This is a genomic window from Paenibacillus sp. UASWS1643 (genome assembly GCF_008693195.1).
Taxonomy (GTDB): Bacteria; Bacillota; Bacilli; order Paenibacillales; family Paenibacillaceae; genus Paenibacillus; species Paenibacillus amylolyticus_B.
On the sequence record NZ_VXKZ01000115.1, the window covers coordinates 883,401 to 908,569 of the forward strand.

The window sequence follows — 25,169 nt, forward strand, 5'->3', positions numbered from 1 at the left end:
AGCTTAACAAAAGCGCTTTCACTCCAAAATGCCAAAATTTCAAGATCATCACCCCATCCTGAAGCATTTTAAACCGCTTTCATTTATTGTTGATGCTGCCCTTCCGCTTTGTGAAGGTTTGGCTTATATTAAAGTTAATCCGTTCTGGAGTTTAACTTCTACGTTTGGCGATATGAAAGGAAACACATATGATCCGAAAAATGTATATGAAGCGATTTATCTATTTCTTTGTTTTTTTTCTGCTGCTGACGTTAAGTTTGTTTTTCGTGATGAACCGATTGAGCTCCAAAACACTTGAAGAAAATCTGATTGGTGCTTCCAAGAACCAGCTTGATTATGTGAAAGGCATTCTTGACGGGATTATATACGAGGCTAACATGTACGGGGTTCAGTTTGCGGCAGACAGTGATGTCCGGTTTTACCAAAGGCATGTTATCGAGCTGAGCAATTACGATTCCCAAATGAAGAAAAACGATATCGTTGATCGCTTGCGGCAAACACTTTTATCCAGTCGATCGATTGAATCGATCGGCATTTACTGGAAGTCTGAAGAAACATTTCTGTCCACCAACAGTACGCCGGAGGCGAGACTTCCGTTCAAGGATGTTCATGAGCGGGGATGGCAGATCGTTGGCAATAGTTTGTATTACTTTGCGCTCTACCCTTACATCCAAAAATCCGGACAAAATGAACCGACTCAGTACGTCGTTGGTGTAAAGCTGAATACCGATTATTTGAAAAATCTGCTGAAAAAGGCTGTGAACAACGACAGCTCAAACGCTTTTTTTTGGTTTAATTCCCATCAGTTATGGAGTGAGAAAGAAGTCGACCACGATCTATTGAAAGCGGTTACTGAAATGCTTTCTCCACAGCCGGAGATCACTTTGAAATATGATTATCACACCAATTCAGACGACTATTATGTTCTTTCCCGATATATTGAATCAATCGACGCCTACCTGATTACATATACACAGACGAATGATTTTCTGCAACCGATTGACCGCAACCGTAAAGTTTTTTTTGCCAGCATTTTAGCCGTTTTCACGCTTGGTCTGGTTGTGATCTTTACGTTTTACCGGAACTATTACCGTAATATTCGTTTGTTGGAGCGGAAGTTTTCACAGGTCGAACAAGGCAATCACAATACACGTATTACCGAAAATACGGATAGAGAGTTTTACAGCCTGTTCAGAAGTTTTAATCATATGGTTACCGAAATCCAGGATCTGTTCGTATCCTTGAAGACGGAAACGGAACTCAGACGAAGTGCGGAACTTCAACAACTCCAGGCTCAGATCAATCCTCATTTTTTGTACAACAGTTTGTTTTTCATCATGTCGGTGGCTCAGTTCTCACCTGATTCTGTCATGCGCATGAGCAAACATCTAGCTGAATATTATCGTTATTTAACGAAGTTGGACCGGCATGAAGTCACGCTGGAAAGCGAGCTTCAGTTTGCGGAACATTTCCTGATTATTATGGCTCTTAGCAAAAAAATGGAGTACAGCATTGATCTGCCGCCAGAACTGTCCTGCCTTCCCCTCATGCCGCTGATCATCCAGCCCGTGGTTGAAAATGCGATTCAACATGGAATTGAAGGACAACAAGGTGCCCATCGGGTGACGATTGATGTAAAACAGACGGAAGCTGCAATAACAATCAAGGTCTCCGATGACGGCAAAGGTCTTTCACTCGATGATATCCGCAGCCTGGAGGCTCGGCTTGAGAGTGATACCCCGCCTGAAGGAATTAAAGGCGTAGGGCTCTGGAATGTAAATCAACGTCTGAAAAATACGTACGGCGAACTTAGCGGGTTACATTTTACTACTAATGATTGGGGCGGCTTGTCCGTCTTGCTGCTCATCAGCATTCCCGAGGTGAAAGGAGATAACTAATGCGATTATTAATTGTGGATGACGGACATTATGTCGTTGAATATATGAAGCATTTGCTCGATTGGAACACCTTCGGCATTAATCAGATTGAGACGATGACCAATTCAATTGAAGCCAGAGACATGTTGACTCAAAACCACATCGATATTCTGATTACTGACATCCGAATGCCTGAAGTCTCTGGTATTGATCTGCTTCAACATATCCACCAACATAACTTGTCAACCAAAGTGATTATCCTTTCCGGCTATTCCGAGTTTGAATATGCGCAACAAGGAATCCGTTTAGGTGCGCTCGACTACTTGCTCAAACCTGTCGACAAAGATGATGTGGAGAAAGCCATGTCCAAAGCCATCAATAATATCACAAAGACTCGGCCCGCTCAATCTGTCGCATGGGAGAACTTCAATGGATTGGGGTATTTGCTTTCGCTTCTTGGTCATAACGAGACATTAAGGAAGCAATATGATGCTTATACTGAATTTTTAGGGCGTCGTCGTATGTGCTGCTTCAAGCTCGAGGGTTTTACACAGGAACATGAGGATGTTATAAAACATGCTGTCGGAGACAAATTGGATCGTCTCGTTTGGAATGCGGGAACACGACTGTTTGCTTTTATTCCGGAAGAAGCTGCTGGGGAACTGACTATCAAACTGGAGCAATCGGTCGTCTCTCCTCCATTTTTGTTGGCTGATCGAAACGTGACCCGACAGATGTTCTACAGGTTCTTCCATAATGAGGAAGTATGCCCGGAAGACTTCATTGGCATATTCAACCATTCTCCATCATGCGGTGATTGGGAGTCGGCGGGAAATATCATTAAAAAATATGATCAAATCCGTCTCCAAAAGCAAAAAGTAATCTTTCTTCTGGAGACCATTCTATATGTATATCTGTCGGATAAGGATCGCGATCTCTCTGAAACCGTGGAGTGGATATTCAACCAGTTACGCTATCCTGATGAACTATCCTCAACTCTCATGGATCGGGTCAGTCGGATCAGAAACAACAAACAGATGTCCATTCAAACCATCGTTGACAAAGTACAAACGTATATCGAAGACCATCTGTCACATGGCCTTAGCCTGGATGAACTGGGCAAAGTTGCACACCTCCATCCCGTCTACTTTTCCAAACTGTTTAAACAGGAGACGGGCGAAAATGTGTCAAACTACATTTCCAGGAAGAGGTTGGAGAAGGCTTCTCAACTGCTTCAAGATTCGGAACTCCGTGTAGCCGATATAGCGCAGATGGTAGGTTACCGAAAAAATCAATATTTTATCCAGTTGTTCAAAGTGGAATACGGAGTTACGCCCTATCAGTACCGCAGAAATATGATCCATCAATGAGAGCGAATAAATAACTTCATCAAATTGATATAAAACGGGTTGATCATGTAGCCATTCGGACTTACAGAATACCTCTTACCCGTGTCCAACCGTCGTATTTGTTCCATTTCCTCCTCATTCAACTCAAAGTCAAATATTTCGCTGTTCTCTTTTATCCTTTGAGGATTCGATGATTTGGGGATGACAATAATTCCACGTTGCAGATGCCAGCGCAAAATGACTTGCGCAACCGACTTCTTATGACGAAGGGCAATTGCCGCCAGCTCCGGATGCTCCAGCAGCGCTTTGTTACCCTGCCCCAACGGTCCCCAAGCCTCATGCAGAATCCGATGCCGAACCATATAATCATGCAATTCATGTTGCGGAAATTCCGGATGGGTCTCGATCTGATTTACCATCGGCAAAATCCGGGAATGTTTCTTCAGATGCTCCAGATGCCGGATCTCGAAATTGGCTACACCTATAACTTTGATTTTACCTGCGTCGTATAACTCTTCCATCGCCTTCCAAGCATTTACGTATTGAGGACCAGCAAAATGAATCAAATACATATCGAGATATGTTACGTTCAGCTTCTGGCAAGCCTGCTCAAACGCCCTTTTCGTCGCACTGTACCCCAGGTCTGTCGTCCATACCTTGGAGGTAATGAAGAACTCCTCCCTGGGAATGCCGCTGTTTTGGATGACCCGACCTAACACCGCTTCATTACCATAAATTTTGGCCGTATCGAAATGGCGATAACCAATGCGAATAGCCTCCTCGACAGTCCTCTCGAAGGTTCCCCCGTCTTTGATCTTATATAGGCCGAACCCTAGTTGAGGAATGCCCACTCCGTTTGCCGCTGCGACTGTCTGATTCATTCGCAACTCCCCCTGTTTCCTAGTTGTTGTTCCGATGCTTGTTCTTCGCATTGCGCTAGCAACTTTTCTATTTGATTCACCAGGTTTTTCAACAATTTCAACTTGCTACCGGAGTCAAGGCTGTAATAGTTGAGAGTTCCTTCTTTACGAACACTTATTATCTGTGATTCTTTCAATATTTTCAGATGATGTGATACGGTCGGTCGGGAAAGGTGAGTCTTCATCCTGATCTCTCCTACGCGCATGCCGGGTTTATGTGGCCCTTGAATCAAGGCTATGAGGATGGCTTGCCGGGTCTCGTCTCCGATCGCATTCAACACCTTCTGATTGTTCTTAAATTCGATAGCAATCGTGGTGGCAAGTTCTTGATCCAGGTAAATCATCCCCTTCCATTTAAAACGTGTAATACTTTTGTAGATAAAGCCTAACACAATCTCGGATTCGGCTGTACATCGGGAAAGAAATTCAAGAACCTATTTTTCCCATGTCTTAAGACAATGGATATATGTCCAGATGCAAACTGATCCAATCTAATGTGTTAGTTGCCTCCCAGTTCTTCGAAAAATGTAGTAAACTCCTTCATTGCTTCCGCCGCGCTGGTTGATGCGATTGAAGACGTATCCAAAGCAAAAGTTATCCATAATTATCTAATCGATCATTGGAATAAGTCCTTTCCCCTCAACCCCTAAGATAGGAAATTACATGGATAAAACAAAAAAGCCGCTGCTTTAGCGACCTTGAATGATATTATAAACCAAAGATTCAAACTCATTGAATACCTAATCTCCAGCAGATTATTCTATGAAAAATATTTCCCTGAGTGCAAATCTTCTATTTCTTGAGAAAGTCTTTTAGTATGTAGTTTCATATAAAATTGAGCTTTTTGCAAAATATCTGTTTGCCCACCTAGATCATACAAGATTGTAGTAGATAACACTTGTACAATATAAAGGCTCGTTTGAGTTGCCATCCATTCAAAAAAATTGAAAAACTTCTCAATTTTTTCTTTGTCATCATTCTCACGAAGCAAGCCTTCAACATAATTAGCCACTTCATCACCAAAAAACACATGTCCTAGAAACTCTTGATATAAATCCAAATGTTCTATATAACAATCGTGGAATTCAGGAAAAAGTATTAAGAATTGATCGATTAAAATGTCATTTTCCATTCTCCAACCTCCATAATTACTGTTCTTTTCGTTTAAAAAACATCTTGCCAACCATAAGTCCCATAGCAGATGAACAGATCAGATATCCAAAGAACAAAAAAAGTAAATAAACACCATGAAGATCTGCGGGAATCTGTTTCAAACCTTCAAACCAAGCAAAACGAAAAGGATAAAAGATGACTACCCAAATGATCAGCAAGAAAAGAAGAAAATTAATTATTTTTAGCACAATAATGATCCTTTCAAGCTTGAGTGGAAACAGTTGAATGATATGCTTCATCTTTCATTTTGCATTACCTTACCACTGCCCGCACTATAATAGTTAGCTTATGTATTAGGGTTGATAATTCGTGTCTTGCTTTAAGTTTAGGAATATGATCGTTACGGCATAAAGAAGCCCTTTCTTTTGGTAGAACGAGCTTCTTTTTGCGTTTCACGATAGCACTTTATGCTTACTGAACACCAGGCGCGTTTTCATTCGTAGTTAAGTTCGATCTTTTCTTCTTTCTTGGCTGCCCTTTCCAGGACAGATATGTCCAAATCCGTAGGAAGTACTCGACTGGCCCATTGCTGAATTTCTTAAGATATAGCGGACTGAGCCACAATTGAATGCCGTAGACAGCAAGAGCAATAATTGCTCCGATAAACACACCAGCACTTCCAAACAGTCCCAGGCCATATCCATAGAAAATTGTCGTACAGATTACGCTCTGCATCAGGTAATTCGTCAACGAGAGACGGCCGACCGCCTCGAACCTGCTCATCAGGCTGGAACGGCGGTTTACAGTATACAACAGCGCAAATGCGTATATGTATCCCAGTGCGAGTAACGTTCCTCCAAGTGTCCCCCCGATTCCGATTCCGAGCCAACCTTCCGCACCCAATTGTGGCGCCAATACGCCGTATGCTTTGAGGATTAAACCAACTGGAATCAAAAACGAGGCACGGCGAAGAAAAATACGCCGCATCGCTTGCGGATCGCTAAACGTGCCGATTCTGGCAGCGTGCATGCCGAGCAGGAACATCGGCACCGTCATGAGTGGTGCTAACATCAGGGCTATCAGGGCATATGACAGCTCCAAATCCCCGCCAAATGGATCGCCGTTATTACTGAAATTCCTGATTTCCGCATATGTGCCGTTGCCGTATACATCCTGACTTTGAATGATGTAGTTCTCCATATGAATGGACTCAATCGCCAGCGGGTTCATCGGATTAGATGCCGGGAGACCAAGTATGCCCGCTCCCACGAGTAGCAGTACCGCCCAAATAAGCAGCGTTATAGGCTTCCGATTAAGGAACATGAGCAGGAAAAAACCGAGTACGCCATAAAATGCCAGGATATCCCCTTCCCACAGATAGATAATATGCAGTAATCCGATTCCAAACAGTAGTAGAAAACGGCGTGCCAGATGACACTTTGGTCGTAAATCTCGTGATTTTAGGCTTTCCGAGAGCTTAACCATTCCAAAGCCAAACATAAATGCAAAAATCGGCATAAAACTGCCCACCACAGTGATCAGCAGGAACGAGAGGAAAGCCTGATCTGCTCCGCCAATCCCGAACAGTTGGGGTTTGCTCTGGCCATACATTCCATATTGGAAAGCCAGCATATTCGCCAGCACAATGCCGGCCAGACTGAATCCACGCAGTCCATCAATCACTTGAACGCGCTTTTTTGATGTGTTCAATCAATCACCTCTGTCTATAACATAAAGATCAGATCTAAATATACGTTAAATCCTTCCATAATTTCAACATAAAATAATAAGTGAACGATTATGATTTACTTTGAAGTACCATTAAAACAAAAACAAAAAAAGTCGCTAAATTTAGCGACTTTCAGTTTAAACACCTTAAAGAGTGACAATAATTGGACCATTTTTAGTAAGAATAATCGTATGTTCTATTTGAGCTACATAGCTGTTTTTAGTAACAAAGGTCCAGCCATCTCCTGTTTGTTCTACTTCTTCTTCTGAAGTTGAGATAAATGGCTCGAATGCGATAACCATACCTTCTTTTAACAATTCATCATCCGATGGATCATTATAATTATAGATGTGGTCAGGTGCTTCGTGTATTCCACGTCCAACACCATGTCCTGTAAGGTTTTTGATAACCGTTAATTCATGCTGTCTGGCAGTTTGGAATACGGCTTTTCCGATTCCGCTTTTTTTGGAGCCCGGTTTTGCTTTTTTAAGACCTGCTTCAAATGCCAGTTTAACAACGTCGCATATTTTCGTTAATACTTCTGCACCTTCGCCTACGACAAACGAGATTCCCGTATCTGCAAAATAACTGTTCTTGGAACCAGACACATCAATATTGACGATGTCCCCTTCTTGAATAACCCGATCTCCAGGAATACCATGTGCCACTTCTTCATTAACACTAATACAAGTAAATCCCGGGAAATTATATTCACTTTTTGGAGCAGAAACTGCGCCAGCTTTCTCAAAAAGCTCTCCTGCCAAATCATCAAGTTCTTTAGTCGTTATGCCTGGGATGGTTCTTTGAACCAATTCATCTCTAATAAAAGCCACAATTTTGCCAATTTCCTTCAAGCCATTAAAATCTTCTTCTGTTCTTGCGATCATTTTTTCTACCTCACTATCTTTTATTACTAATTGATTACATAAGTGTTATCTTTGATTGCACATTAGATAATCATATCCAAAGCAGCAAAGCTTCGCAACTTTTTTATCAACATTATGAGTGTGGTTGTTCTCTTGTTCCTTCGTATTATTGAAGTTCAATTCTCCATCCCTTCATATATTCTGCGCCATAAGTGAGGGTATAGTTTTGAAGTAGTCCTTGTATGGTGGTTATCTGTTCTGGAATAGCGTTACTACTAGTCCTGACGATAAATACAGGCAAGATATCGTTTTCCCTGAATTGGTTGAGAAGCCATGTCAAAACTTGAAAATCGTCACGGTTTGCAGTATCCAAAGTTTCTTCAAATCGAAAAAGGTTGTTGGGACTTACGTTATTTTCCTGAAGGATCTTCTTAAGATACGCATGTGAATCGCCTTTTACTAATTCAGATAGCTTGATCAAATATGGAGAAGTTGAATTTTGTTCATCATGTCCAAATATATCGATGTGAATCCATTTATTTAGTTCGCTGTTTATCGTCTCAGGGATTTCAAATAATCTACGATGTCTTGCAAAAACTAATGCTGGGTCGATGATTTCCCTACAGTGATCTTTCATTTCCTGTTTCTTTTTATGTTGTTCACGAAATGCTTTCGGTCCTTCCGGGAAAATCTTATTAAATCGTTGGTAAAAATATCTTGGTGAAGAAAAACCACTCTCAATTGATATTTCTACCAGACTTCGATCTGTCGTCAATAATTGTTTGATTGCGTGCTCAATGCGCAAGTAATGAAGCAAGTTTTGCAGCGTATCTCCTATTAATAACTTGAATTGTGATGATAAATAATCCAAATTTAAATATTCCTCTGTGTGCTTGGCGATATCATTCAAAGATGCCTTGTTAATAAACCCCCTATTATTGAATAAGTAATCATATATTCTTCCTATTCGTTGCAGCTTGGTTGGGTTCCCTTCGAACATTCTTTTCGCATCAAAATTCATAATAAGCAGGTCCAATAACTGTTCGACTGTATTCTTTAACGTTAAAAATGGCATCTCACTCTTAGTTACAATTGGAGTTATTAACGTGCATATGGCCTCAATGATTCCTTCTGCTCGTTCTAAACCTAGATATGCTCTAGGGCTAAATTCATGCGCAAACCAGACATAGGATAAATCAGGGTAATATTCCTTTGCAAATTCAGCATCGATATTTATTTGGAGGACGACATTGTTTTCATCGGTCTGCCATAGACAGTGAACTTGATTGATATTGAAAATTTCTATTGTACCAGCACCTAATGTTCTTTGCTCATCTGCAATGGCAACATGAATGCTACCTTCCAATATAATCACCACTTCAATGGAATTATGCCATCGGAACGGTTCATCTTTGAACTTTAGAAACTGTACGTTCATGGGAGAACTGTCGGTGAAATAACCCCTACCACTCATCTTGTGATCTCCTCCTTCCAATCCAATCCAACGAGTCGCAAGCAACATACGAAGGAAATCTAAGAAATGAACCCACAACTCAAAGAAATGTGAATTGTCCACGCTTCTGCATTTTAGGAAAATAAATGATAGAACATCAACAAAATCTTAAATGAAGGATTGGGGAGATATAAATGAACCAAATTCAAATCACACAGCAGCTTAATGCACAACAACAAGAACAAGTTGCTCATTTATTTTACGAAGCTTTTCCATTGAAAGTAACACATCTTTGGTTTTATGCAAAAACGAAAAAACAAGCAGTAGAACTATTAGCTCAGTCTATTCAATTTGAACAAGGCATTTACGCATTAAGGAATGAAGAAGTGGTTGGTTTTCTTGGATACAATATAGGAAAAAAAGCGTTCACACCTGCCAATTATGCAGCTTTTCGGAACGTGTACTCCCCAGTGGTAGCAACTTGGCGATTTTTATTTTATGCGTTTTATTTGAAATTTCATTTGTATCACGAACATGTATTGCATATTGACCCTATTGCCGTATCTGAAGAAGCACGTGGTCATGGCATAGGTAAATTGCTATTAAGTAAGTTGGAGCAAGTCGCAAGAAATAAGCAAATTACTATAATCAATCTAGAGGTCGTCGATACGAATCCTTCAGCACAAAAATTATATGAGCGGTTCGGTTATATGCTTAAAAAAGAACTGAAATCGGGCCCGTTTACTGCCAAGGCAGGCTTCAAAAAAGTGATATTTATGCAAAAATGCTTATCGAGCACCCATTCATCAATCAAATCAGAATAAAGGAGGCCAAGCGGTTCTTGTATCGACGTTAATAGCAGCAACCATTTATTTTAAACGCTCTGATGACAACATACTGATTTCTTGCTCAACAGGAATATGATTCAAACCGGATATGGTATTCATCAGTATGGGAGGTATCCCCAATAAGATTAAAGCAATCAACGCTGGTTTAATACCAGTGCCCATCAACGGAATTAATAGAAGTAAAACAGCCAGGCTAGGTACAATCCGCAAAATCTTAATCAGCGATACATTCCACTTTTCCGAGTGGAAATAAGTTACCAATTGCATCCACAAGCTTTCTTGCAACATGTTCCCTCCTTCATTAGTGTGATGGAAACATGGGGAATAGATTATAAGAAGCTCAATGAGGATACTTCGACCGATACAGACGTATAGGATTACGGACAGTAGAAAACGAGCGCATCCATGTTCAGGGTGCGCTCGTTTTTTTGATGGTTCCTTTTGTGGAATTGTAAAAGTACATCCTTACTTCCTCTTTAATAGCGCAGCCACACGCTCATCTCACCAGCCAGGCGATTACCCCACAGATAATAGGGAATGGCCTTGAAACGTACAGCCTTTGTTTGCTTAATATAAGAACGGTACGGCTTCTCATCTGACCATAAATCGCTGTCGTCAGTCACGAGACCATCCCCTTCTACTACGATACAACCACCTAGCAAATCTGGATCAGCATACGCGGTTAATTGTGGCTCCGAAGCCAACGCGAGCGAAGTGAGCGGTGCCCCGTTGTCTGCTTCTTCTACGCAATAAACGAGCGGGCCGCGTTGAATGGCCACCTTGCCTGCATCTGCCCGAATTAAAGGATGTGCGGCAACTAACTTCGGCTCGATCGGAAGCAGCCACTCCACTGTATTTCCATCTGACCAGCTGCGATTTATTTTCGCATAACCATTCTCAACATGAATATCTTGCTGTTCACCATTTACTTTCAAGGTGGGCTGTCCGTTCTGGAACCAATCCGGTATACGCAGCGCAAGCTCAAACTCCGCACATTCGCTATCCTTGGGAAGCTGAACCGAGAATTCAACGTGGCCGTTCCAAGGCAGCTCGGAGCGTTGATGCAAGGTTATGGCATCGGCAAGTTCAAATGAGGCTTTACTTCCAATATACAAATGGGTATAGATCGTTCTGCCATCCTCAGACACGTCGTAAATATAATCGGCTAACGAACCTAGCAACCGTGCAACATTTGGAGGACAACAGGAGCAACCAAACCATTTCTGTCGGACGGGCTTTACGTGATGTTTATCAGGATTTTTGAGACTTGCTTCTGGCCATACCTCAAGTGGATTGACATAGAAGAAGTGTTTCCCATCCATAGACATGCTGCCCAGCACATTGTTGTACAGCGCTCTCTCCAACACATCCGCATATTCACTTTTAACTTCCAATTGAAGCATGCGACGTGCCCAGAAAATCAAACCAATCGAGGCGCAGGTCTCTGCGTAAACGGAATCATTTGGAAGATCGTAGTCAAACGTAAAGGCTTCCCCGAGATGTGTTGAACCAATGCCCCCGGTTATATACATTTGTTTGCCTGTTGTGTTCGACCAGAGTCGTTCACACGCCGCCTTCAGTCCCTCGTCACCTGTTAGTCGCGCAAGATCAGCCATCGCCGTGTACATGTAAACTGCCCGAACGGAGTGTCCAACAGCTACCTTTTGCTCACGAACAGGAAGATGAGATTGATAGACCTCAAGATTAGGTGCTCCCTGAGACCAGATGTTTGTTCGGCTTCCGCGTTCCCATTCCTCGATGAAATAGTTGGGCTGCTTACCGCGTTCATCTATGAAGTATTGGCTTAGATTCAAATAACGCTCTTCTCCCGTAACACCGTATAACTTAACCAGAGCCAATTCAATTTCCTGATGACCGCAGTAAGCCCTTATTTGTCCCGGCTTTGTTCCGAACATACGATCAATCAGATCAGCGAATCGGCATGAGATGTCTAGTAACTTACGCTTCCCCGTAGCCTGGTAATACGCAACTGCCGCTTCAATTAAATGACCCGCACAATACAGCTCATGAGCTTCATAAAGATTGGTCCATTGCTTCCCAGGTTCTTTGATCGTGAAGTAGGTATTCAGATAGCCATCGTCATGTTGGGCTTGGCCAATCAATTCGATGGATTCATCAGCGATCTTCTCTAACCTCTGATCTGGATGATGACGGAGCGAATAAGCAACGGCCTCTAACCACTTGTAGAGATCACTGTCCTGAAATACCCATCCACCAAACTCTCCTTGCTCCAAGCCTGCAGCAATACGGAAATTTCGAATGGCATGACTCGGCTCTGCATCTTCTACCCTATCGTTCAGAGCTTCCCATTGATAGGGAATAACCGTTTCTCGTACAAGATTGGAATATGTATTCCAAAATTGATCTTGAATTTGGATCTGGTTCTGTCCCATTAAACACACCTCAAAAGTATAAAATTTGACTCTTTCCAAAGTCGAGTATATGCTTTTTCTTAAAGTGAGAATAGGAATGGAATAAGCCTTTTTCTATACAAAATGACACTAAAAAATGAGGTTAATTCATTGAATGAAGAATTAGTTGTTGCCTTACAAACCCCACCTCTTCCATATTACTGGGAATCTGGTCGTTCAACGTTCCGTGTAGGCGATCGTCATCCTAATCGAAGAAATTTCGGCCTGTTTGATGTACTGCTCGTCGTTAATGGAGAACTACATATCGGTGAGAACGGGACGGAATGGACACTGGGTACAGGTGATGCACTGGTATTACTACCTGAAGGTGAGCATTACTCGTTTAGGCCCTGCGAACAGGAAACAACGTTTTACTGGGTTCATTTTGAGCATGTGAACTGGCATCAGAGTCCCTTAATAGAAGAATCGGAAGCGGTAATTCCGTTATCGCCATTCGATAAGCCAAAATCAATACGAATACCTAAGAAATCCACAATACTAAGTCCTCAACTCGCATTCGATCTAATGCAGAAGCTGTTGGAACTGCCGGTAGGTGATTCCTTCTGGGAGAAGCAGCAACTGTTATTTCGTTTTCTGGCTACACTTGAAAATGGCATCTCAGATATGGCCAAAACGCCCGCTGCACGGCTTGCCGAGAACGTAGCGGTTTTCATCCAACAACACTACCAAGAAGAAATCACCAATGAGACACTTTCATCAGCGCTACACTTCCACCCTAGCTACATCGTTCGCTGTATGAAAATGAAATACGGTGTCACACCGGTTCATTACTTATTACAATTCAGGATTGAACGGGCCAAGCAGCTTCTGGTTTCGACGGAATGGTCGATAGATCGTATAGCTGCTGAAGTGGGTTTTCAATATTCCCCTTACTTTTCTACCTGCTTCAAGAGAAGTGTTGGAATATCTCCCCTCCAGTTTCGCAAGAAATATCTGAACTAGCTGTTCATGGAGACGCTTTTGGCCCACTCAGCGACTCTCCGACTACTTTCTTCTTCCGATAAATCTTCAATCCGGGTAAGAAGACCACCGTACGCCAAAAGGGTCTAGTATACTTCCGAATCGATCACCAGACGCAAAGTTAATAATCACTTCTCTTACTTTCGCCCCTCTGGATACGGCAGTTGCAATGGTTTCATCCACATTAATGACGTAAACCCCTAAAGAATAACATGCATGATCATGATCTGGGGGCAAAGCCAATTGATATGCCGGGTTCGCTGCTCCCAGCTGCAAAAAACCATTTCCAAAATCTAATTCGGCATGAACAATAATCGTATTACCCTTTCCATCTGGATGCTCAGTGATATCCTTCACCCTTGCATTGAAAACAACTTTATAGAAATGGATTGCTTTAGAAGGGTCCTTCTCAGTAATCCGAGATTGTCATCATTATAAAATAACTTCACTGACATCTACTGTCAGTGAAGTTGTTAAAGTTGATAGTATTCCATTAACTCGGATACAACAGCAACAAGTCTGTCCTTCACACGCTGTGGTTCGATGACTTGAATGGATTTCCCATAGGAGAGGAGAAAATAGGGGACGTATGTATCCATTGATTTTTCATCAAATAAAAAGATGGCTTGATTAGAAGTCCGCTCTTTCAGATAATGTCCCATAAACCAATGCAGCCCCAAGTCATCCAATGCCTCTGATCGGCCTTCGATAACCAAGGAAATTACCCCCTCTTTCTCCCCTACATCAGGTAACAAATTTTGCATAAATAATTCACGGGCTGAAAAAGCTTCCGAACGCTTAAAGCGGAGCGGAGTAAGCTTGACTCGAAGAATACGATCTGCCCGAAAGCTGCGGAATTCATTCCTCAAGTGGCAAAACGCAATGGTATACCATTTATTATTCCAGTAAACCATTCCATACGGGTCTATTACTCTATTCTTGGGTTGTTCATCACGGCTTCTGCGATAATCAATTTCGACAGAGCAATCATTAGCCACGGCTTGCTCCAATTCCGCCAAGATCGGCTGAACCGATGGATCTCCCATGCGATTGATAACGTTAAATCCGGCTAAATGACGACGAAGTGTGTTTTCCTGATCCTGATTTGAATACATTTTCAATTTGGATGTTGCATTGTCCAATGCCTCACTCAAAGGATATCCAGCTTCTTTTGCAAACACAGCAGCTTGGAGAAGTGCCTTTTTTTCATCAATATCAAATAACAGAGGTGCTTTGATATGCTGATTCAGCAAGCTATACCCGCCGTTGTGACCTGTATCGGAAATGATCGGTACTCCACTGGCACATAATGCATCAATATATCGATATACGGTTCTTATATTGATTTCTAACTTTTCGGACATCTGTTTTGCAGTTACTTTGGTGCCTGAATTCAGCATCCATAGAATGGCTAACATATTATCGTTCTTTGGCATAACCTGCATCCTCATCTTCAATTCATTATTGGATATCCCTACATTATATCAGTACAGCATATTTTACATAAAACAACTGCGTTGGGCGATACTACCTAGAAATATATTCTCCGGTTTGGAGCGAAGGCCAATGAAGCAAGCCACATCTAATATTAATACCTCCGAGGTTATTATTGTAGTTATCAATTCCATACTCGGAGCTGGAATTTTAACACTCCCTCGCACAATTAGTAAAGCAGTAGGGACACCAGATGTATGGATTTCTGTCATTTTATCAGGATTAATTGTAACCACAATCAGCATCCTCCTTGTAACCTTGTGTCGTAGATTCCCCGGTAAAACGGTATTCGAATTTATACCCGAAATTACAGGTCAGTGGATTGCTTATCTATTGGGACTTTTAATTATCGTGTATTTTGTTGTTCTTTGTTCATTCGAAGTTAGAGTCATGGCCGAAATTACAAGTATGTACATCCTTGAGCGCACGCCTACTTGGGTCACCATTATGGTCAGTTTGTGGATTGGGATTTATATGTTAACGGGTGGTCTTAAGGTCATCATCCGGGTCTTTTCAATCGTGTTGCCCGTTACGCTTGTATTGCTAGCGCTGGTTTTCCTTTTAAGCACCAAGATGTTTGAACTTAATAACCTCAGACCACTCCTGGGCGATGGATTCATGCCTGTGTTGAAGGGTCTTAAACCTTCGTGTCTCTCCTATTCCGGATATGAAGTTTTACTCATCATCACAGCTTACATGGTGGACGTGAAAGCGAGCAATAAAGCTGCTATATACAGCATACTTAGTTGTACGATCATATATTTGGTCACGATTGTCACCGTGGTGGGGAATTTATCCTTGCCAGGAATTCAAACACGAATGTGGCCAACGTTCGACATGGTTCGGAGTTTTGAAATTGAGGGGTTTCTATTCGAACGTTATGAATCACTGTTCATTGTGTTTTGGCTGATGCAAATCTTTGCAACCTATGCGTTCAAACACTATTTTGCGGCAATCGGGATCCGAGATTTGTTTCGTCTCAAAAATATTACGAGCATACAATTCGCGATGTTGCCAGTCTTGTATGTAATTGCTTACTTGCCTAAAAACCTGGAGGAAACGTTAGCTTTGGGTGATTTTCTTGGCAATATATCCATTTTTTTATTTGGCTTGTTACCACTGCTACTGCTGATCATTAGTTTTGTTCGTAAAAAAGGCGGGAAGCAGGCAACTAGTGAAGCCCTTAAGGCAGGCTGAATGTTTGGTTCTTATTGTATGTAGTCAGTACCAAAAAGCAAAAAAAGCCGCCAAAATAGCGACTTTTAATGGGAGTATATTTTCTTCATTATTTATTAAAAGTAACTTTTTCTGTACCGCCTTCAAAAATGATGGATGTGTCCCGCGGCTTCGATTCCGCAACTTTACGGCCGCCTCTGTAGGAATAAAGTACGCCGGCTTGTTTGCGAACAGCCTCATACTCGTTCTCTGCTTCAAGTACGATGAAGTTAGCGGGTTTACCTTCTTCAATACCGTATACATCCTCAATGTGTAACGTTCTTGCGCTGTTTTTCGTAATGAGGTCAATTGAATTCACAATCTGGTCGTAACCAAGCAACTGCGAAGCATGAATCCCCATGTGCAGTACTTGCAGCATGTTGCCAGTACCGAGCGGATACCATGGATCGAAGATGTCATCGTGACCAAAGCACACATTCAGACCTGCTTCCTGCAACTCTTTGACACGCGTCAGCCCTCTTCTCTTCGGATACGTGTCGAAGCGTCCTTGCAGGTGAATGTTGACCAGCGGATTGGAGACAAAGTTCAGATCAGCCATCTTAAGCAAACGGAACAATTTGTACGTATAAGCGTCATTATATGACCCCATCGCGGTTGTATGACTTGCCGTTGTACGTGAACCCAGTCCACGTTCATAAGCTTCCTTGGCAACAACTTCAACAAAACGGGATTGCTCGTCATCGATTTCATCGCAATGGATATCAATAAGACGATCGTATTTTTCAGCCAGATCAAAGGCAACTTTCATTGAATCAACGCCGTATTCCCGTGTGAATTCGAAGTGCGGAATGCCGCCGACCACGTCAACGCCCATTTTCAGTGACTCTTCCAGCAATTCTGCCCCGTTTGGATAAGAGTGAATGCCTTCCTGTGGGAAAGCAACAAGCTGGATGTCCATATATGGAGCCATTTCTTCTTTTACTTCAAGCATCGCTTTAACGGCGATCAAGCTTGGATCGGTAACGTCCACATGGGTCCGTACATGCTGGATACCTTGTGCCAATTGCCATTTCAGTGCAGTTTTGGACCGTGTTTTGACATCTTCATGTGTCAAGAAAGCCTTGCGCTCCGACCAGCGTTGGATGCCTTCGAACAGCGTTCCGCTTAGATTCCATTCCGGCTCACCTGCTGTGAGCGTTGTATCGAGATGAATATGCGGCTCAATGAACGGCGGCAGCACAAGCGATCCGTTGACATCCAGGATCTCCTCATTTTCGGTCAATTCCAGCGATTGTGTAATTCGTTCAAACTTTCCGTCTTTCACAACGATATTCCATAGTCCTTCTTTACCCCGCAATTTTGCGTTCTGTATAATCATTTATTTTCCCCATTTCTTTGGTTTCTTTGGCAGGAATAATCAGCATCAAGACGATATAGGCCACTGCTGTACCAAGCAGCGCGTTCAATGGTGTTACGCCAGGAGCCAGTTGGGCGAATGCTACGCCGATGGCCCAAGCCACCATCGCTACCCAGTTTACATTTTTGAATGACATGTCGGCAAATGGCTTATAGTTTCTACGTTTCACAATGAAGTAATCTGCGATAATAATAGCCCCGATGGATGGTACCGCCGCACCCAGTACGTTCAGGAAACTGACGAAGTTGTTGTACATCCACATGGCGAATACGGTACCCACGATACCGTTTACGATGACGAAGAATTTTTTTGAGATTTTGGTGATGTTGGCAAAACCAAGACCTGAAGCGTACAGTGCATTATCGTTGGTCGTCCAGATATTCAAGCCCAGAACGATGATCGCCGGAATGATCAATCCTTGCAGGAACATGACCTCCGAGATATCGGCCAAGTTATAGGCCATCGCACCAACTGCACCGAACAGAAACATGAGTGAGTTACCCAGGAAGAAGGCAATCACTGTTGCGGTAACTGCCTGTTTCGATGTCCGGGAAAATCGGGCAAAATCGGGTGTCAGGGTTCCACCGCTTATGAAGGAACCGATACAGATCGTTAATGCTGCCGCCGCGGTAAGCGACTGAGTCGGCGTGTAATCAAGCAACCCTTGCAGACCACCCAGCGAACCTGCACCTTCGAACATGGAGTAACCACCGAGAATGGCAATCGCAGGAACGGCGATATAACCAAGAATGACGAGTGACTTCATACCGAAGATGGCTGATGCCGTCATGGCAAGTCCAAACACAATGATCAACAGATACACGTTCCAATCCATGGCTTTGGCGACCGGAATTGCGAACATGGCTACACCGACTCCGAACCATCCAACCTGTGTGAATCCTAGCAGGAACGAAGGCAGATACGACCCTTTTGCACCGAATGCATATTTGGCAAGCAAATGTGTGGACAGGCCCGTTTTGGCAGCGATATGTGCCAGTGCCCCTGTATAGATACCGAGCACCAGATTACCTGCAAGTACGATGCCAATGAACTCCATGAACGTCAGGCTGACGCCCAATGTTCCTCCTGCCAGCATGCTTGCTGAGAAAAATGTAAAACCGAGCATGACGGATAACGTCTTCCAAAATTGGTTTCTTTGCGATTTCGGCACCGCTTGCCATGAAAACTCTTGATCTTGTTTGCTCATCAGAATACCCCAACGTAAAGTGTATCTGATACCAAAAAAAGCAGAAAAAAGAGGCTACTCATCAGGTTTTACACTGACAAGTAGCCTCTTTTTGCATCATAACCCGCGCGAAGACACAGAGCTTCCCATGACGGGATATGCCCTGATTCTCGCGAGATTATGAAATCCGCTGCCCTTGCCAGCCTCTCTGGACTGAATTAAAGGTACCAGTATTCAATTACATACTATTATTTTGGAAAACTCTGCAGTTGTCAATGTAATTATTATCCAAGTGCACACATTGACATTTGTACAAATAAATTCACTGCGTTTTTTTCATTGTAAGCCGCTGAAAAGGCACCTATAATTACGTTGTAATTGATAATGGTTATCAATGAGAAAAAGAGAACTCAGGGGGAAACAAACGATGAACAGTGCAATTAAGAAACACCTATTCATATGGGGAGCATGCTTCCTTCTTCTATCCATCCTTGCAGCATGCAGCCGTTCGGAAAGCGCCCCTTCACAAGAAGCTGTGAAGACCAACGAGCAAACGACAAAAAGCTATACAACCCAAACAGGCGACGTGATTGAAATACCCACTCAACCACAACGGGTGATCTATCTTGGTTCAACACTTGGAGATCTCCTGGCCATGGATATTCCCGTCGTTGGAGCCAATCTGATTCATGCTTCCGAAAGCTATATCGCAGACCGATTAGAAGGTATTGAAGATGTCGGAAATCCTGGTGATTTGGAGGCAATAACAGCCTTGCAGCCTGACTTGATTTTGAATGGTTATAACCAAGAAGCTGATCGAAACACCGCTTTTTCGAAGATTGCGCCTACCATTCCGTTCAACTCGGCGTTACCATTTACGGAACGTGTCCGCGAACTTGGCAACATTTTTGGCAAAAAGGACGAGGCAGAGCAATGGATCAGCAGATTTGATACAAAAGCGGAAGCGATGTGGGACAAGCTGAACGTGGCAGAAGGCGAGACAGCGACCATCTTCTTGCAGTTGGGCAAACAACTCTATGTGATGGGAAATCGTTCCTTGGGCGTAGTCTTGTATCAAGAGCACGGATTTGCAATTCCACCAGCAATTCAGCAAAATATTATCGACAAGGACCTAACATTCGTTGAACTTTCGGAAGAACTGCTACCTGACTATGCAGGAGATCATCTCTTTGTCCTTACGTTGGATAATGACGAAAGCCGAGCTGAATCGGATCGCTTGTTACAGAGTACCTTGTGGAAAACGTTGCCTGCCGTTCAGCAAGGACGCGTCTATACGGCAGCTGCCGATTGGAACACGGACAGCTTGCTGGCACTTGAGCAATTGCTTGATGAACTGCCCAAATGGATGAATCAATACTAGCGCATAGATAACGTCAAAAATCCTCCAACCCCTTTGGGCTATGGAGGATTTTTGGATTTTGTGAACTTTTGCTGCGTGTAATAAGGTCTGTAACGAAACATTCTCTAACATTTAAAATGTGGTAAACTATTAATTGAGAATTATTATCACTAGATCGGAGTGCTCCAGAATGCAAATGGCTTCCCTATACATCCAACTGCAGCAGCATGATCTGCTTCAGCTCACACCACTGCAGGAAACCAATCATCATAATCCATCAATCAAGAGCAAGGCTGCCAATGAATATACATTGCTTATTGCTCTGGATCATGGAATTCGGCTGTTAACAAACAACATCTCCCAAGATCTGAGCCAAGGCAGTTGTATTGTGCTCCCTACTCAGCAATCCTACATTCTCAAAACGATAAAAAAGCAAGCTCATGTAGCCCGATTGACCTTTCTTTCTTTTCAAGCGCATCAGTTGACTCTGCTTCCGGCTTGCCCTCCTCTTATTCTGGGCTTTCCTTACAGGCTGTCTCTTTCCACTATAAAACTTGCGTTGGCAAGTGAAGACTGGATTTCTCCGCTGCCTTTGCAATCCAACAAGCAAAATCGGTTGCAGGAGAAGACATATACCCCTACTCATCATTCAAAATTAGCAGTTACTCAGACCCGACTGCAACTGATACTTAGCCTGATGGCTCAGCTAGAAAACGTTCATCCACTAGTGCAAAATGACCAAGCGGTACAGCGTACACTCAGCTATATGGAGCAGCACTATAACGAAGATCTGACCGTAGAGTTATTGGCCGAAATGGCCGGCATGGTTCGATGGCAATATAGCAAATTGTTTAAAGTGATGACTGGCAAGAAGCCGACAGATTACCTGACAGAGCTTAGGATCCAGCATGCTAAAAGGCTATTATCCAGTTCTACCGAGACCTTACGTGAGATATCTAGACAAGTCGGTTTTAAGGATGAGTATTATTTCAGTCGGCGCTTTCATCAGCTCACAGGGTACCCTCCGCGGGCATACGCCAATATACTAAGACGTGCCAAGCAAAGAACAATAACCGATTCCCTCGGCAGGCAGATTTCCCTCCCTGATGCGGCTAATCGTATTGTGGTCACAGGTACCAATACCCTTGGGGAGTTGCTTGCTTTAGGTATCCGTCCAGTGGGTGCGGGTATAACTACAATGAGATCACAAGTCATATACCGAAACAAACTGCATCAGATCCCGGATATTGGACTGCAAGGCGCTCCGGAACAAGTCTCCCTACTGAAGCCTGATCTTATACTGTTAGGCAACTATAGTGAGCAACAGTTACCTCGACTGGATGCCATTGCCCCTACCATCGTCTATCGCGAAACATCCAGCACCTTTGAGCGTCTTCGTTATATTGCGGATCTTTTCGGTCGAAGCAGAACCGCTGAACAGTGGATCGACCGCTATGAGGAAAGTGTCAGGAGGATACGGCGACAATTGGCGGATGATTATATTGCAGGAGAACGAGCAACTGTCTATCTGGTGCTGGGTAAGAACATATATGTTATGGGACAGACGGGATTTGCCGCTACCGTGTATGAATCACTTGGCTTTCGACCCACCGAATCCGTAAATCAACTGATCATTAATGGAAGACCTTGGATACAAATCGATCACAATAAAATCACACAATACGGTGGAGACCGAAACTTCCTCATGGTACCTCAGGAGGAGATGAATGTAAATATACCTTCTCCGCTCCAAATTTTGGTTGGCATGTTGGCACCCAGTAAAGTACATATAGTAGATGCTGGCTGGAACTACGATGATCCCCTTACCCGTGAGAGGTTATTGACGATTCTACCCTCTATTTTTGCTAAGGATGGACTCACACCTCTGCTAGCAAATGAAAAAAAATAAACCGTGAAGCACGGTTTATTTTTTTCATTTTTACTATTTTACGATATGTGTCCAACAACTTCTGGTAATACTCTTTCATATTCCTTATATAAAACATAACGATTAACACCTCTGGAAGAGTTAAGTGCTTCATGCGCGTGCTGTATAGCGGTATCGCGGTTTTCTGCTTGGAGTTCAATACCCGCGAGTAATGTTGATCTCATCCACTGTTTTTTAATGGATTGAAGTCTTTCACGCGCCTCTTCACTTTTCCCGTCTTCCAAGAGTAGAATGCTTTCGTAATATGTACGGTAGTCCGATAAGTTGATATGGGATACAGCTTGCCGAATGGCAAACATATCCTTGCGATATAATCCGTAAGCTGCCTTGAACTGTGCTTGTGTTGTTCTTCGCTTATATTTCTGCATAATTTGCTCCATAACTAGTTCTACCTCATCATCAAGTCTGTTCGCAAGAACATAAATAATGTATGTCCCAGGTGTATTTTGCTGCTTGAATAAAAAGGATTCTAAACGGTCTATACGCTTATCAAATACTAAAGGATAAAAAACATGCTTAATAAATGCGAGAAGAATGGTAACGCCTACGACCCCTATTGTCCAAAATAGTGAATAGTCATTCCAGGTCATAAACAAAACAAAGACAAACACCGCCAAATAAAAGACGAATTCCCCCCAAGATTTCCTCATATGTATCTCCTTCGAATAGAAAAATAACCAGCAAGTCTATATTATATCAAATTCAATCCCCCTTTTTGTATAATTTTAGGAAACGAAATCACGAAGAAAATTCTATCTGTCGCAAAATCAAGCCTGACTAGATTTACTGATACAACAAAAAAGCCGCTATATTAGCGACTTTCAGTTGAAATAACTGAATTATTATTGTGCACTTAATAGTTCTTCAAAAGCTTTTATATTCGTGTCAAAATCAGGAACGGTATGAGTTTCTTCAGCAGATTTGACCAGTTTTACAACTAAATCATTATAAGGTGTCGCAATTTCGGTACCTTCTGCTCTGCTTGAAACAACCCCGTTAATATAATCAATTTCCGTTTTGCGGTTCTTCTCCAGATCTTGAAGCATGCTTGCTTTGAGCAATCTGGAGGGCTCCATCACGTAACGTAATGTTTTCACCCGTTCAGGGATATCTTCTTTGCTGTTCAGTTCAAGTGAAGCGATGTCGAATCCATTCATTTTAACTAGGGTGACCCCATTGGCGCGAGCAACTTTAATCGTCTCGTCCGCAATATGAGCTGCACTCACAATGCCGGCTTCGTGATCAATAATGTCCCCATATTCCCCATTCAAAGCAGCGGACAAACCACTGAATGCATTGTTGATCAGCAATTTGGACCATTTGGTTCCAACCAGGTTATCGGAAATATGTGTCCCACCCACAAGGTCCAACACCGATTTCACGTGTTGAATTCGTTCGGTGATTTCACCATTTAATTCACCAATCTGAAAAGCATACTGCTTAAATTGAGTGTACTCGGTAGTCAGACTTGATACACCTGGTTCAATGAACGTAGCGCCAAATTCAACAGAGCCTGCAATGACACGTTTTTCACCCACAATGGACGCCACTTTTTCTTCCGGAATCCCGTTCTGCAAGGAACACACCATACTGTCTTCTTTCAAGAATGGAAGTAATTCCTGAAGAATGGAATCGTTATAAAGTTGTTTGGTTAAAAGTAAGACAAGATCATATTGTCCTGATTTCTGATCAGGAGTAATGGCTTTTACTTTGGACTGAAACTCTGTGGTACCCGTCACTTTAGCACCCGTCTGATTTAAAGCATCTACATGTTCTTGATATGCATCGATTAACTCAACGTCCATTCCGCCATCCGCAAGATATGCGCCTACAATGGTTCCCAAAGATCCTGCTCCTACAATTGCAATTCTCATTTTATTTTTCCTCCTTATTTCTCTTCCAGGTAGTTATATACAGGTTGTGCAGCGTTTAAGGTTAGGTTGGTAAGGATATGAGAAGCGGACACTACTTCCAACACAGGCAGATCTGCAAGAGGTGCCAACGCATGTTCGAACAATTGAAGCCGGGCAGGTCCTGTCCAAGCTTCCTTCACTTCGATGTCTGTAATTTGAGTACGGATCAGATCACATATTCTTAAATTCCCGGTATAGTCCGTAGCAATCTTAATCATAAAATTAGGTCGGCATATTTCACGTTTGGCGAGCTCCTTATCCATCTCCACGTGTTTATAACCCATCGTTGCCGTCGCTACACGCAGCGTTCCATAATCAAGCGTGCCAACAAGTGTATCTGAATCGGTATACAACTTAGGCGCTCCCAGCTTTTTCGGATATGCGGTGAGCTCTCGACCACTTGCAATCGCGGGGAAATTGTCTACGTACATCGAATGCACATAATCGCCTTCCTCCCCCTTAAATTGAACAGGGATAACTTGTCCAGCTTCTGTATAAGCCCCCAGTCCAGAAACATCCGGCATCCACATCACTTCGAATTTAACCAAAGGTTCCGTAATTTCCAGAGGCTCTGGTACGGCTGCCCGCAACGCTTTTTCATCGGTCCGGTAAATAATATTCAAATATTCACGATTCACAAATTTGTACGGTGGCATTGGGTATGCCGGAGCTGTTAGCGGTGTATTCAGATTTTTAGCTATGTTATTCACATCGATTTTCATCAAAGACACCTACCTTATGTTTTGGTTCTATATAAGTTGAACTAAAGATTATTTACACTGACACTTCGATGACAGAACAACCTTCCAATCGCTGTTATCCCCAGATTTTTCGATTCCCCTTCTAAGGGGGAAAATCCGGTGATAAAGGCGAAGCGTATGCTTCCGATGCAGCTTTCTTCCAGAAAGCTTTTAGCTTCGCTTTTTCAGATTTTTTCTGTCCTCTCCGTTATTGTGTAAATGATTAGTTCAACTTATATAGTCAGGTTTTTGGTATTCAAAATTTGAACTGTATTTCATAAAAAAATTCTACATCAATATTTAAATTTAATATAATACATAATAAGTACTATATATATTTATCAAAATAAATAAGGAGTGCACGTGA

23 protein-coding genes and 1 pseudogene are annotated in these 25,169 nt (G+C 42.6%); 8 read left to right on the top strand and 16 right to left on the bottom strand.

The features are described from left to right. Positions 1-28: 28 nt before the first annotated feature. From FE296_RS33055 to FE296_RS28230, 3 genes are read left to right on the top strand one after another with little or no spacing between them, the layout of a single operon-like run. Complete coding sequence (locus FE296_RS33055; RefSeq protein ID WP_190945721.1) at positions 29-298, top strand: hypothetical protein; 270 nt, start codon at positions 29-31, stop codon at positions 296-298. Beyond that, complete coding sequence (locus FE296_RS28225) at positions 270-1,898, top strand: sensor histidine kinase (protein WP_223869072.1); 1,629 nt, start codon at positions 270-272, stop codon at positions 1,896-1,898. Before FE296_RS33055 ends, FE296_RS28225 begins: the two co-directional genes overlap by 29 nt. Then, the gene (locus tag FE296_RS28230; protein ID WP_150367187.1) at positions 1,898-3,247 is read left to right on the top strand and encodes a response regulator transcription factor; all 1,350 of its coding nucleotides are present in this window, start codon (positions 1,898-1,900) and stop codon (positions 3,245-3,247) included. The genes FE296_RS28225 and FE296_RS28230 overlap by 1 nt, the downstream gene beginning before the upstream one ends. Here the strand turns inward: FE296_RS28230 and FE296_RS28235 are convergent. From FE296_RS28235 to FE296_RS28260, 7 genes are all read right to left on the bottom strand, one after another. Beyond that, positions 3,241-4,107 carry an aldo/keto reductase gene (locus tag FE296_RS28235; RefSeq protein ID WP_150367188.1) on the bottom strand — a complete coding sequence of 289 codons (867 nt, stop codon included), beginning with the start codon at positions 4,105-4,107 and terminating at the stop codon, positions 3,241-3,243. The genes FE296_RS28230 and FE296_RS28235 overlap by 7 nt on opposite strands. After that, positions 4,104-4,490, bottom strand: a complete 387-nt coding sequence (locus FE296_RS28240; protein WP_150367189.1) for an ArsR/SmtB family transcription factor — start codon at positions 4,488-4,490, stop codon at positions 4,104-4,106. The genes FE296_RS28235 and FE296_RS28240 overlap by 4 nt, the downstream gene beginning before the upstream one ends. A 416-nt stretch (positions 4,491-4,906) precedes the next feature. Continuing rightward, entirely contained in the window at positions 4,907-5,278 is a 372-nt protein-coding gene (locus FE296_RS28245) for a DUF7674 family protein (RefSeq protein ID WP_150367190.1), read from the bottom strand. A gap of 16 nt (positions 5,279-5,294) precedes the next feature. Next, positions 5,295-5,558, bottom strand: a complete 264-nt coding sequence (locus FE296_RS33060; RefSeq protein WP_124114773.1) for a hypothetical protein — start codon at positions 5,556-5,558, stop codon at positions 5,295-5,297. Positions 5,559-5,730: 172 nt separating this feature from the next. After that, the gene (locus FE296_RS28250) at positions 5,731-6,969 is read right to left on the bottom strand and encodes a DUF418 domain-containing protein (RefSeq protein ID WP_150367191.1); all 1,239 of its coding nucleotides are present in this window, start codon (positions 6,967-6,969) and stop codon (positions 5,731-5,733) included. Between the two features lie 165 nt (positions 6,970-7,134). Continuing rightward, complete coding sequence (map, locus tag FE296_RS28255; RefSeq protein ID WP_150367192.1) at positions 7,135-7,875, bottom strand: type I methionyl aminopeptidase; 741 nt, start codon at positions 7,873-7,875, stop codon at positions 7,135-7,137. A 145-nt stretch (positions 7,876-8,020) separates the two neighbouring features. Next, entirely contained in the window at positions 8,021-9,328 is a 1,308-nt protein-coding gene (locus FE296_RS28260) for an AraC family transcriptional regulator (protein WP_190945612.1), read from the bottom strand. A gap of 173 nt (positions 9,329-9,501) precedes the next feature. On the opposite strand from FE296_RS28260, the gene FE296_RS28265 reads away from it, so the two are divergent. Continuing rightward, complete coding sequence (locus FE296_RS28265; protein ID WP_150367194.1) at positions 9,502-10,131, top strand: GNAT family N-acetyltransferase; 630 nt, start codon at positions 9,502-9,504, stop codon at positions 10,129-10,131. Positions 10,132-10,176: 45 nt separating this feature from the next. On the opposite strand, the gene FE296_RS33640 is transcribed toward FE296_RS28265, so the two are convergent. Both FE296_RS33640 and FE296_RS28275 read right to left on the bottom strand, forming a co-directional pair. Next, on the bottom strand, positions 10,177-10,440 hold the full coding sequence (locus FE296_RS33640) for an ABC transporter permease subunit (protein ID WP_223869073.1): 264 nt from the start codon (positions 10,438-10,440) through the stop codon (positions 10,177-10,179). Positions 10,441-10,631: 191 nt separating this feature from the next. Next, entirely contained in the window at positions 10,632-12,569 is a 1,938-nt protein-coding gene (locus FE296_RS28275) for a glycoside hydrolase family 127 protein (protein ID WP_150367195.1), read from the bottom strand. Positions 12,570-12,698: 129 nt separating this feature from the next. Here FE296_RS28275 and FE296_RS28280 point away from each other — a divergent pair, with 129 nt between their 5' ends. After that, on the top strand, positions 12,699-13,550 hold the full coding sequence (locus FE296_RS28280; RefSeq protein WP_223869074.1) for an AraC family transcriptional regulator: 852 nt from the start codon (positions 12,699-12,701) through the stop codon (positions 13,548-13,550). Here the strand turns inward: FE296_RS28280 and FE296_RS28285 are convergent. Next, positions 13,547-13,985: pseudogene (locus FE296_RS28285) on the bottom strand (VOC family protein); the annotation flags it as partial. The gene FE296_RS28280 and the pseudogene FE296_RS28285 overlap by 4 nt on opposite strands. 56 nt (positions 13,986-14,041) lie before the next feature. Then, positions 14,042-15,004 carry a helix-turn-helix transcriptional regulator gene (locus tag FE296_RS28290; protein WP_150367197.1) on the bottom strand — a complete coding sequence of 321 codons (963 nt, stop codon included), beginning with the start codon at positions 15,002-15,004 and terminating at the stop codon, positions 14,042-14,044. Between the two features lie 130 nt (positions 15,005-15,134). On the opposite strand from FE296_RS28290, the gene FE296_RS28295 reads away from it, so the two are divergent. Beyond that, positions 15,135-16,259, top strand: a complete 1,125-nt coding sequence (locus tag FE296_RS28295; protein ID WP_124114769.1) for a GerAB/ArcD/ProY family transporter — start codon at positions 15,135-15,137, stop codon at positions 16,257-16,259. Positions 16,260-16,347: 88 nt separating this feature from the next. Here FE296_RS28295 and FE296_RS28300 read toward each other — a convergent pair whose 3' ends face one another. Next, positions 16,348-17,616, bottom strand: a complete 1,269-nt coding sequence (locus tag FE296_RS28300; RefSeq protein ID WP_150367198.1) for a cytosine deaminase — start codon at positions 17,614-17,616, stop codon at positions 16,348-16,350. Continuing rightward, positions 17,585-18,862, bottom strand: a complete 1,278-nt coding sequence (codB, locus tag FE296_RS28305; RefSeq protein ID WP_105598770.1) for a cytosine permease — start codon at positions 18,860-18,862, stop codon at positions 17,585-17,587. The genes FE296_RS28300 and codB overlap by 32 nt, the downstream gene beginning before the upstream one ends. A 406-nt stretch (positions 18,863-19,268) precedes the next feature. On the opposite strand from codB, the gene FE296_RS28310 reads away from it, so the two are divergent. Continuing rightward, positions 19,269-20,222: an ABC transporter substrate-binding protein gene (locus tag FE296_RS28310; RefSeq protein WP_150367199.1), complete on the top strand. Its 954-nt coding sequence runs from the start codon at positions 19,269-19,271 to the stop codon at positions 20,220-20,222. A gap of 169 nt (positions 20,223-20,391) precedes the next feature. Beyond that, positions 20,392-22,110 carry an AraC family transcriptional regulator gene (locus FE296_RS28315; protein WP_150367200.1) on the top strand — a complete coding sequence of 573 codons (1,719 nt, stop codon included), beginning with the start codon at positions 20,392-20,394 and terminating at the stop codon, positions 22,108-22,110. A gap of 38 nt (positions 22,111-22,148) precedes the next feature. Here FE296_RS28315 and FE296_RS28320 read toward each other — a convergent pair whose 3' ends face one another. The 3 genes from FE296_RS28320 to FE296_RS28330 form a co-directional block, all read right to left on the bottom strand. Further along, complete coding sequence (locus FE296_RS28320; RefSeq protein WP_150367201.1) at positions 22,149-22,799, bottom strand: hypothetical protein; 651 nt, start codon at positions 22,797-22,799, stop codon at positions 22,149-22,151. 192 nt (positions 22,800-22,991) lie between these two features. Continuing rightward, positions 22,992-24,023, bottom strand: coding sequence for a ketopantoate reductase family protein (locus FE296_RS28325; RefSeq protein ID WP_150367202.1), 1,032 nt, complete (start codon positions 24,021-24,023; stop codon positions 22,992-22,994). A 14-nt stretch (positions 24,024-24,037) separates the two neighbouring features. Further along, the gene (locus FE296_RS28330; protein ID WP_124114762.1) at positions 24,038-24,784 is read right to left on the bottom strand and encodes an acetoacetate decarboxylase; all 747 of its coding nucleotides are present in this window, start codon (positions 24,782-24,784) and stop codon (positions 24,038-24,040) included. Positions 24,785-25,169 lie beyond the last annotated feature (385 nt).